The organism is Demequina sp., assembly GCF_016278765.1.
GTDB lineage: Bacteria > Actinomycetota > Actinomycetes > Actinomycetales > Demequinaceae > Demequina.
The window spans coordinates 1-7,357 of record NZ_JADQBE010000057.1 but is presented as its reverse complement, the minus strand read 5'-3'; the positions used below and the strand labels follow the sequence as shown (position 1 = coordinate 7,357).

General features: G+C 66.3%; 8 protein-coding genes. 4 read left to right on the top strand and 4 right to left on the bottom strand.

The features are described 5' to 3' along the window. The 3 genes from QZZ29_RS09775 to QZZ29_RS09765 form a co-directional block, all read left to right on the top strand. Positions 1 to 950, top strand: a 950-nt coding sequence (locus QZZ29_RS09775) for a glycosyl hydrolase family 65 protein (RefSeq protein ID WP_366479406.1), incomplete at its 5' end; no start/stop codon positions are given. A 109-nt stretch (positions 951 to 1,059) separates the two neighbouring features. After that, complete coding sequence (locus QZZ29_RS09770) at positions 1,060 to 2,325, top strand: DUF4143 domain-containing protein (RefSeq protein ID WP_291382862.1); 1,266 nt, start codon at positions 1,060 to 1,062, stop codon at positions 2,323 to 2,325. A gap of 279 nt (positions 2,326 to 2,604) precedes the next feature. Beyond that, positions 2,605 to 3,513: a class III extradiol ring-cleavage dioxygenase gene (locus QZZ29_RS09765; protein WP_291382861.1), complete on the top strand. Its 909-nt coding sequence runs from the start codon at positions 2,605 to 2,607 to the stop codon at positions 3,511 to 3,513. A gap of 167 nt (positions 3,514 to 3,680) precedes the next feature. On the opposite strand, the gene QZZ29_RS09760 is transcribed toward QZZ29_RS09765, so the two are convergent. The 3 genes from QZZ29_RS09760 to QZZ29_RS09750 all read right to left on the bottom strand — a co-directional run bounded on the left by QZZ29_RS09760 (position 3,681) and on the right by QZZ29_RS09750 (position 5,864). Continuing rightward, positions 3,681 to 4,082 carry an FKBP-type peptidyl-prolyl cis-trans isomerase gene (locus QZZ29_RS09760; protein WP_291382860.1) on the bottom strand — a complete coding sequence of 134 codons (402 nt, stop codon included), beginning with the start codon at positions 4,080 to 4,082 and terminating at the stop codon, positions 3,681 to 3,683. Between the two features lie 63 nt (positions 4,083 to 4,145). Beyond that, positions 4,146 to 5,174, bottom strand: coding sequence for a TerC family protein (locus QZZ29_RS09755; RefSeq protein ID WP_366479403.1), 1,029 nt, complete (start codon positions 5,172 to 5,174; stop codon positions 4,146 to 4,148). A 282-nt stretch (positions 5,175 to 5,456) separates the two neighbouring features. Then, complete coding sequence (locus tag QZZ29_RS09750) at positions 5,457 to 5,864, bottom strand: hypothetical protein (RefSeq protein ID WP_291382859.1); 408 nt, start codon at positions 5,862 to 5,864, stop codon at positions 5,457 to 5,459. Between the two features lie 126 nt (positions 5,865 to 5,990). Here QZZ29_RS09750 and QZZ29_RS09745 point away from each other — a divergent pair, with 126 nt between their 5' ends. Then, positions 5,991 to 7,031 (top strand): P1 family peptidase, encoded by a 1,041-nt coding sequence (locus QZZ29_RS09745; protein ID WP_291382858.1) that lies wholly within the window; start codon positions 5,991 to 5,993, stop codon positions 7,029 to 7,031. Here QZZ29_RS09745 and QZZ29_RS09740 read toward each other — a convergent pair. Then, the coding region (locus QZZ29_RS09740) for a DUF6326 family protein (RefSeq protein ID WP_291382857.1) at positions 7,028 to 7,357 on the bottom strand (330 nt) is incomplete at its 5' end. The genes QZZ29_RS09745 and QZZ29_RS09740 overlap by 4 nt on opposite strands.

Below are 7,357 nucleotides of genomic sequence, written 5' to 3'. Positions count from 1 at the left end.
GCCTGCAGTTCGGCACCACGGGCGAGTCCATGTTCTCCACCTTCCTCATGGCCAACGGCGTGCGGATCCTCGCAGAGCTCGCCGACCAGACCGGCCGCCACGACGACGCCGCGTGGGCCCGCGGCGTGCTAGACGGGCTCGAACCCGTGCTCGAGAACGCGTGGGACGGCGGCTGGTACATCCGCGGCATCTCCGCGACGGGCGCCAAGCTGGGGTCCAAGACTTTGGACGAGGGCCAGATCTATCTTGAGCCGAACGTCTGGGCCGCGATCTCGCAGACCGTGCCGGAGGCGCGGGCGATCGGCGCGATGGACTCCGTGTACGAGCGGCTGTCCACCGAACACGGCGTCGCGCTCTGTGCCCCCGCGCACACCAAGGATGTCCCCGGCGTCGGGCTCTCGCTCCTGGTCTTCCCGCCCGGTCACAAGGAGAACGGCGGAATCTTCGGCCACGCGAACGCTTGGACCGTCGTGGCCGAGGGCATCCTGGGCCGCGGCGACCGCGCCTACGAGTACTACCGCAACTTCCTGCCCGCCAAGTACAACGACCAGGCCGAGATTCATCAGGTCGAGCCCTACGTCTACTCACAGTTTGTGCACGGCCCCGAGTCGTCGCGCTTTGGCCAGGCCCGCAACCCGTGGCTCACCGGCACCGCGTCGTGGGCCTATGTGGCGGCCACCCAGTACATCCTGGGCGTCCGGGCCGAACTCGACGGACTCCGCATCGACCCGTGCCTGCCCGAAGGCTGGGATGGCTTTGCCGTGACTCGCCGGTTCCGCGGGATGAATCTCACCATCAATGTGGTCAACATCGACGGCCTGGCCACCGGCGTCTCGTCGGTGACGATCGAGGGCGTCGAGGTTGCCCCGTTTGACGACGGCAAGCGCGGCGCCCTGGTGCCCGTGGAGGCGCTCGTTGACGGGGCCGTGCTCACCGTGACGATGGGGTAGATGCTCAACGCGCTGCCTGACCCCGGCTCCGGGAATTGCGCACGTCCGGTTGTGATCGTTGCACACGTCCGGTTAGAGGCATTGCAATGATCCGGTTCAGGAGGTCTCCATGTCCTACCACCAGCGCGTAGTCGACTCCGAGCTCGTCGAAAGGCTCGCTTCGGCTGGCGCTGTGCTCATTGAGGGTCCAAAAGCCTCAGGGAAGACGGCAACGGCGCGTCACCATGCGAACAGCGAAGTCCTGCTAGACATCGACCACGGGGCACGGGCCAGCATCGACATTGACCCCGGCCTTGTACTCGCTGGCGACGCTCCTCGCCTGTTGGACGAATGGCAACTTGCCCCAAACTTATGGAACGCAGTGCGGCGCGAGGTGGATGCACGCCAGAAGCCTGGCCAATTTATCCTTACCGGCTCGGCGACACCGGCCGACGATGCCACGCGCCACTCGGGAGCCGGGCGCTTTTCGAGACTCGCCATGCGTCCGATGAGTCTCTGGGAGTCCGGAGAGAGTGACGGTTCCGTGTCTCTGCGCGCCATGCTCGACGGGGTTGCGCCGTATGCGTCTCAATCAAGCCTCACGTTCGAAGGGGTTGTCGAGGCCCTGTGCCGCGGCGGCTGGCCCGCGCTCGTTGACGCTTCCGCACGGGACGCGCGGCGCGCAAACCGCGACTACCTATCGGACATTGCTCGCACTGACATTCACACGGTTGATGGAGTCAAACGCGATCCTTCGCGAGTTGCTGCCACGCTCGCAGCCCTTTCACGCCATGTTGCGACGGAGGTCAAGCACCGCACGATGACGGCTGATGCGAGCCGTCAGGGTGACAACGAATTGCCTGCGGATCCCGAGACGGTGGCCAACTACATCGACGCGTTAGAGCGGCTCCTTCTCGTCGAGTACCAAGCGCCTTGGACACCGCACTTGCGATCACGCTCCCGGGTGCGGACCCTGCCCACATTCCATTTCGCTGACCCGTCGCTGGCAGTCGCTGGTCTGCGAGCCGATGCCGCGAGCCTCAAGGCGGACCTCAGGACCCTGGGATTCCTCTTCGAGTCGCTCGTGGTCCGCGACCTTCGCGTCTACTCGCAACCGCTCGATGCCCGCGTACTTCACTACCGGGACAACACGGGCCTGGAGGTCGACGCGATTGTGGCCGCACCCGATCAGAAGTGGATCGCCTGCGAGGTCAAACTCTCATCCGCGTCTAAGATCATCGACGACGCTGCGGCCAAACTCGTGGAGTTTACTGGTCGCGTCGACGACTCGAGGAGTGGGAAGCCCGCGGCGCTTGCGGTCATCACCGCATCGGGCTACGCGTATCGCAGGCCGGACGGTGTCAGCGTCGTACCCATTGGCGCGCTTGGACCGTAGATCGTTGCGACTGCGACGCTGGGGGTGGCGACGCCACCGCCCTGATCATCTTCGTGCTCCCCGTGGTCGTGATCGCCATCTTCATCGTGATCGTTGTCGGTCTCTTCACAGTTGGGGCTGTAGGCGGGTAGTTCGCGTGGGTGGTCGGGGATACCGGGCGAGGTCCCCCATGATGGAAGTTCTCATGCTCACCATCTGGAAGACCTCGACTTGTTTAACGCTACCTTCGCCACGCCCGAAGCGGGGAATGCCGGATGCCCCGACCGGGTTGACCTGAGTGTGTCCGACATAGTTGTCCGCGACGATTCGCTCAAAGCCATCCGTCCGGACCTGCCCATGGGCGCGTACGACGCATTCCTGCCTCGCGCGCTGGAGCGTTCACGCGCCGCACGCCGCTGGGAGCCGTCCGACGGCCCGTTGCCAACCCTGTTCCTGTCGCACGGTGCGCCGCCGCTACTGGATTCGCCGCAGTGGCTGCAGGCCCTGCTGGAGTGGAGTCTGAGCATCCCCAAGCCGCGCGGGATCGTGATCGTGTCCGCGCACTGGGAGAACGCCCCGGTTGCGATCGGCGCCACCGATCCGCAGGTGCCGCTGTACTACGACTTCGGCGGGTTCCACCAGCGGTACTACCAGGCCGAGTACTGGACCCCCGACAGTCTCGCGCTCGCGCAGCAGGTCGCGCCGATGCTCGCGGGGCCAGCCGGCAGCGTTCATCAGTACGTCGACCGGCGCCTCGATCACGGCGCCTTCATCCCACTCATGGCGATGTACCCGCTCGCCGACGTGCCGGTGCTGCAGGTGTCGATGCCCGATCTCTCGCCCGCCGCGAACCTGAAGCTCGGCGAGGAACTGCGCCCGCTGCGCGAGCAGGGCTACCTTGTGATCGGGTCCGGGTTCGCCACGCACGACATGTCGACGTTCCAGCGCGACCCGTCCACCTGGAACGAGTTGCCCGGCTACAACCGCGATTTCGACGAGTGGATGGCCAGCACCCTCGCCGTCGGCGGCGTCGACGACCTCGTCGACTTCCGCGCGAAGGGTCCGGGCAACCGCGGCGCCCACCGCACGAGCGACCACTACGTTCCGCTCCTGGTCGCGATCGGGGCCTCCACCGACCCCGCGTCGGGGCGCACCGCGTTCACCGGCGTCAACCTCGGCAACTCGATCCGAAGCATCGAATTCCGCTGAGGCCCCGGCCACGATGTTGGCGTAGGCAGTGCCGAGCCGGAGTCGCGCGCGGCATCGCCATCCTGGCAGGGGTGTTCACCATGTCGGACGGCGAGTTCACCCGCGCCTATGGCCAGAAGACGTCCGGCAACGACTCACACATCGGCCGCCTTCTCACCGAGCGTTCCCTACTTTGCGTCCAGCACGTCCACAGCGAACACGAGCGTCGAGCCGCCGGGGATGGGGCCCATCGAGCGCTGGCCGTAGCCGAACTCGGGCGGCACCGACAGCAGCAGTTTGGAGCCCACCGGCTGGCCGACGATGCCGTCCACCCAGCCCTGAATGAGCGAGCCGCGCGCGATGCCGAACGAGATGGGCTCGCCGCGATCCCACGAGGAGTCGAACTGAGCGCCGTCCCAGAGCCATCCCGTGTAGTGCACGGTGATCTGCTGGCCCTCGACCACGGCGGGTCCGCCGCCTGCCTCCAGCACGTCGACCACGAGTCCGTCGGGCTTTGTCACGCCGGCGAAGTCAACGGACGGGGCGCCGTTGGCGGCACGGGTGATCTGGGGAAGGGCGGCGTCGGTCATCTCTGCTCCTTGGGTTGAGTCTCACGCAAGCCTAGGCGAGGTTCGGCGTTCGCATGCCGCGCCTCACCCGCCGATGTGTACGCCCTGCTGCTCGTCGGAGCCGCGCCGCGTCACCCACAGGCTGGTGGCAGTGACGACGCCAAGGACCACCACGATCACCGCGAGCGAGACGAGGGTGGGAACCTCCGGGGTGGCGGGCCAGATGCCGTGTGCCCAGTGGAGTACCAGTTTGGCTCCAATGAAGGCGAGGATTGCCGCGAGGCCGTAGCCAAGATGGACCAGCCGCGACAGCGCGCCCTCAAGGACAAAGTAGAGGGCGCGGAGCCCCATGAGCGCGAAGGCGTTGGTGACGAACACGAGGTAGGGATCGCCCGTGATGCCATAGACGGCGGGCACCGAGTCCACGGCGAACACGACGTCCGTGGTCATCACCGCCACGACCACCAGCAGCAGGGGCGTCGTGGCGCGTCTACCGTTTTCACGCACCGTCATCCGAGTTCCTCGATACGAGGTGGTCACCGGCCAGAACTTGCGCAGCAGCCGCACGGCGCGCATCTGGTCCGGGTCAACCTCTTCCTCGACGCCGCGCACCGCGTCGCGCAACACCTTGATGGAGGTGGCGACGAGGATCGCGCCGAACAGCAAGAACGTCCAGTCGAAGCGCTGCAGCATCTGGGCACCCAGCGCAATGAAGATGCCGCGCAGCACAAGCGCCCCCGCCACGCCGATCAGCAGCACCCGCTGCTGCAGTTCCCGCGGCACCGCGAACGCCGCGAGCAGCAGCATGAACACAAACAGGTTGTCTACGGACAACGACTTCTCCACCAGGTAGCCCGTGTAGTACTCGAGCCCCAGCTGGCCGCCGTGTGCCGCCACCACCCACACGCCGAACAGCAGCGGCAAGGCGATGTAGATCACGGACCACTTGACGGCCTCGCGCATCGACACCCGATGCGGATTGCGGGTGATGACAAAGTCCAATGCGAAGACGACCAGGACCACCGCGAGGGTGATGGCCCACAGTCCGGGTGTGGCGATGGTCGACAACGGCGCGGCCGATGCCGGTGCGGCCAGAACGTCAATGGGGATCAAAACGGGGTCTCCTCAGAACACTGGTGCTCTGAGGTCTCCTTCACCTTCCGCACGTCATGTGCGGCGGGCGCCCGTCCGAGAGTGTCGTTGGACACTCGTATTGACCGGAGCGGAACTTGAGAAGTACTCCCCTCAAGCGCCCATAGTACGGCACAATGGCGCCGGCGAAGATGACAGCAACTAGAGAGACGGCCACCCAACATCGTCGCCATCGGACCTGGTCTGGATCTGCGACTCCTCGATCCATTCAAGAGCGTCCTTCGTCGTCTGGTCCCAGAATCGTCATCGTGGGTCTCCCACCTGGTCCCACTCGCGATCTCGAACAAAGGTGTCGCGCAGCGCCATTCTGAACTCCGACGCCGCCCAGCCGGGGGTGGCAAAGAGGTCGGCGTACGTCTGCGCGAGACTCGAGTAGCCGGTCCACGTCTTGATGGCGCGCCTGTCCATTGATAGCACCCGAACCTCGTCGCCCTCGGGCAATCCGTTGAGGTCCGCAGAGGCAGGCAGATAGACAATGTGCTCGCGGAAGTCAGCGACCGCGCGTCCTTGGAGGAGCGCCTGTACGGCGCCTGGCCCGCCAAGGGCGTAAGGTCCGCGTGACGTGTCCAGGAGTGGACCTATCGCGTCGCGCGTTGTTCTCGCGAGGGTGTCGCGCTCGAGGTTTCGCCACACCAGTTCATTGCCCTTCACGATGCGCTCTCCTGAGATCTGGTGACAGGTATTCCCGTAACTGCCACACTAGGAACGTCCGCATTGGCCAACCCACGCAGCCCAGTCGAGACGCGCGAAGGCATGTGCCCGTAGTGTGATCGCACCATGACCAACACCACCCTCACCGCCCTCACCGGTGTGCGCGTCGGCCACGCCACCCACCTGGACAGGCTCACCGGCTGCACCGTCGTCCTGTTCGACAAGCCCGCCACGGTGGCGTTCAAGGCGTACGGCGGCGGCGCGGGCGGCTACAACACCGAGGGTTTGCGGGGCGGCAAGACCGACTACCGGCTGCACGGCATCTTCATCGCCGGCGGAAGCAGCACTGGCCTGATGGCCGCCGCGTCCATCATGGAGTGCCTGCGCGAGGACGGCGTCGGCTTCCGTTCGGGCCCGGACGGCTCCGTGGTCAACCCCTCGATCACCGGTGCAGCGATCTACGACCTCGGCATGAGCATCGCCCCCTTCGAGGCCGACTACGGGCGGGAGGCCTACCGCAACGCGAGCGCCGATGCCGTGGCCGGCGGCAACGTCGGCGCTGGCACGGGGGCATCGGTAGGCAAGTTCCTGTGGCTGGACGGCGGCGCCAAGGTGGGCGCCATGAAGGCGGGCGTCGGCTCGGCCCGGGTGGACCTGGGGGGCGGCATCATCGTGACCGCGATGTCCGTGGTGAACGCGGTGGGCAACATCGTGCTGCCCGACGGTCAGATCCTGGCGGGCAACCGCAGCGAAGCGGGCGGCTTCTCCTCCTACGACCAGATCAGCGACATCGTCACGCGCAGCCTGACGAACACCACCATCACGGTGGTGGGCATCAACGTGGGCCTGGGCTCCAAGGAGCACTACGAGAAGCTCGCGCACCTTGCCACGCACGGCCAGGTGCGGGCCATCAACCCCGTCCACACCTCGGCCGACGGGGACTCGCTCTTTGTGTTCAGCACCGGCGAACTGCGCGACCCCCTCAACGCGACAGGCCAGTACTTCAAGGAGGGGCTCACCGACATCCACCTGCAGGTGGACGTGCTGGGGCACGCCGCTGCGAAGGCCGTCCAGGAGAGCATCTACGACGCCTGCCGGGCGGCCGAGTCGGTCGAGTTTGCCGAGGCCTACGAGGGCATCGTGCCCGCTGTGGGCGACCCGGCCTAGGCGTCGGCCTTCCACTTCTTGAGCGCGATCCACACGATGGTCGCCGTGGTCGCGATCTCGATGACCGAGAAGTACGTGTAGTACATCGTGGACGTGCCGACGAACAGGGTCGCGATCTGCACTAGCGTCATCACGGCACCTGCGGCGATCGAGTACCAGCGCGCGAGTCCGTGGGAAGCGATGTGCGTGATGAGCGTCGCCGCGATGGGGATGGTCATCAGCATGCTCGCGCCCGGCAGCGCGCCCTGGTTCAGCTGAACGGGGCCCGTGCCGTTGAGGATGGCGAACAGCCACAGTGCGGACACCAGGCGACGGGGGCCGATGCG